The organism is Streptomyces antioxidans (genome assembly GCF_000968685.2).
GTDB lineage: Bacteria > Actinomycetota > Actinomycetes > Streptomycetales > Streptomycetaceae > Streptomyces > Streptomyces antioxidans.
The window spans coordinates 1-2,792 of the sequence record NZ_LAKD02000184.1; the positions used below are offsets into that span (position 1 = coordinate 1).

A 2,792-nucleotide genomic window follows, 5' to 3' on the forward strand; every position below is an offset into this window, starting at 1 on the left:
CAGTGCTCCAGCAGCCGGAACAACGCCACCTCGAAGGCGAACAGCGCAGGCTGGGTGAACGCCGTCTGATCCAGCAGCCCGGCATCCGCACCGCCCTCGGCCGCGAACATGACCTCGCGCAGCGGACGGTCGAGCTGCCCGTCCAGACGCGCGCACACCTCGTCCAGGGCACGTGCGAACACCGGGAACGCCTCGTACAACTCCCGCCCCATGCCCAGGCGTTGCGCGCCCTGGCCGGAGAAGAGGAAGGCAACGGTGTCCTCGACGCGTGCCACACCCCGGACGACCTGGGCCGAGTTCTCGCCCTGAGCCAGCGCCTCCAGACCGCGCAGGAGGCCGTCTCGATCTTCGGCGACCACGGCCGCACGGTGCTCGAAGACCGAACGGGTGGTGGCCAGGGAGAAGGCCACATCGGTCGGCGCCAGCTCGGGACGCGCACTCATATGGGTGTGGAGCTGGCCCGCCTGGGCGGAAAGCGCCTCCGTGCTCCTGCCGGACACCAGCCACGACAGAACGGCGGGCTGCCGCGCCTCACCGGCCTCAGAGGCCACGGCCTCTTCCAGGTCGGGGGCCTGCTCGACGATGGTGTGGGCGTTGGTCCCGCTCAGCCCGAACGAGGAGATGCCCGCCCGGCGCGGCTGCCCGGTCTCCGGCCATGCGGTGGCCTCGGTCAACAGCCGTACCTCACCGGCTGACCAGTCCACCTGCCGCGATGGCTCATCCACATGCAGGACCTTGGGCAGGGTGCCGTGCCGCATGGCCATCACCATCTTGATGACACCCGCGACACCGGCCGCGGCCTGGGTGTGGCCGATGTTCGACTTGATGGCGCCCAGCCACAGCGGCTGCCCCTCGGACCGCCCCTGGCCATACGTGGCCAGCAGCGCCTGCGCCTCGATCGGGTCACCCAGGGTGGTCCCGGTGCCGTGCGCCTCGACCGCGTCCACCTCGGCCGCGGACAGCCCCGCGCTCTCCAGCGCCTGCCGGATCACCCGCTGCTGGGACGGGCCGTTCGGCGCCGTCAGACCGTTCGACGCACCGTCTTGGTTGACCGCGGAACCGCGCACGATCGCCAGCACCGGGTGGCCGTTCTTGCGCGCGTCCGACAGCCGCTCGACCAGCAGCAGCCCCACACCCTCGGACCAGCCCGTGCCGTCGGCGCCCTCCGCGAACGGCTTGCACCGCCCGTCGACCGCAAGACCGCGCTGACGGCTGAACTCGATGAAGGAGCCGGGCGACGACATGACCGACACCCCACCGGCGAGCGCCAGCTCGCACTCGCCCTGGCGCAGCGCCTGGATCGCCAGGTGCAGCGCCACCAGCGACGACGAACAGGCCGTGTCCACCGTGACGGCCGGTCCTTCGAGGCCGAAGGTGTAGGAGATGCGGCCCGACACCACACTGGCCGCGCTGCCCGTCAGATAGCCCTCGAGCTCGCCCCCGACCTCATAGAGGTGGGTCGCGTAGTCCAGGCCACTCGTACCGACGAAGACCCCGACCGGCTTGCTGCGCAGGGAGACCGGGTCGATCCCGGTCCGTTCGAACGCCTCCCACGAGGCCTCCAGCAGCAGCCGCTGCTGCGGATCCATGGCCAGCGCCTCACGCGGGGACATTCCGAAGAACTGCGGGTCGAATTCATCGGCGTCGTAGAGGAATCCGCCCTCGCGGGTGTAACTCGTCCCCGAATGGTCCGGGTCCGGGTGGTACAGCGACTCGTTGTCCCAGCCGCGGTCGGTCGGGAACTCGGAGATGGCATCGACGCCATCCGCGACGAGTTGCCAGAGTTGTTCGGGGGTGCGCACGCCCCCGGGGAAGCGACAGCTCATCCCGACGATGGCGATGGGCTCTTTCGAGGCCGAGACCAGGCGCTGGTTCTGCAGCTTGAGGCGGTCGTTTTCGCGCAGCGAAGCACGCAGCGCTTCGACAACTCTTTCGGAGGACGTAGCCATCAGTAGCTCCACACTTCCAACAACATCAAAGGTCAGCGCCGCCCAGAGCCCTCTGGACGAGATCATCGACATCCATCGTGTCGACCGCGCTACTCATCTCTTCTTGCGGCGCCGACTCGGAACCGTTCTCCGATAGGTGGGCCAGTTCGAGCAGGGTGTCCATGAGACCGGCCTCACGGAAACGCGCGAGCGGAATGGCGGCCAGCGCCTCGCGTATCCGGTCCTCTTCCGGGTCGTTCTGCTCAGCCCCACCGCCCTGCGGAAACATGCCCGTCTCCAGGTGTGCGGCCAGTGCGGTGAGGTTCGGATAGTCGAATGCCAATGTGGTCGGCAGTTCCAGGCCGGTAATCGCGCCCAGCCGGTTGCGCAGCTGTACGGCGGTCAGCGAGTCGAAGCCGAGCTCGGTGAACGAGCGGTCGTTCTCGATGGCGTCCGGGGTCGCGTGCACCAGGACGGCGGCCACATGCTGACGCACCAGCTTGCGGAGGTTGCGCTGACGCTTCGCCGAGGGCAGCGCCTCCAGGCTCGCACGCAGCTCCGCCGCCGCCGACGCGTTGGCCGCCGGGCCGGAAGGCACCTGCGAGGCGTTGGGCCGCTGTGTCTCGGTGAGCTCGGCCAGCAGCGGTGCCGGTCGGTCCTCACCCAGCTCGGCCGCGAGGCGCTCCCATGTGGCATCGGCCACGAGGAGGAAGCCCTCGTCCAGGTCCATGGCCCGCTGGAGCACGGAGATCGCCAATTCGGCGCTCATCGGGGCCATGCCGCCCCGCCTCATCTGCTCCTCAAGCACCCCGTCGACCGCCATGCCGCTCCCGGCCCAGGCGCCCCAGGCGATGGAGGTGGCCG

Annotated in this window: 2 protein-coding genes; both read right to left on the reverse strand. The window is 69.6% G+C overall.

Features of this window, described 5'->3' with window-relative positions; all coding sequences use genetic code 11:
• Nucleotides 1–1,949: type I polyketide synthase (locus VT50_RS37425; RefSeq protein WP_143645361.1), on the reverse strand; the 1,949-nt coding region annotated here is incomplete at its 3' end.
• A gap of 25 nt (nt 1,950–1,974) precedes the next feature.
• The coding region (locus VT50_RS37430) for an acyl carrier protein (protein WP_240529486.1) at nt 1,975–2,792 on the reverse strand (818 nt) is incomplete at its 5' end.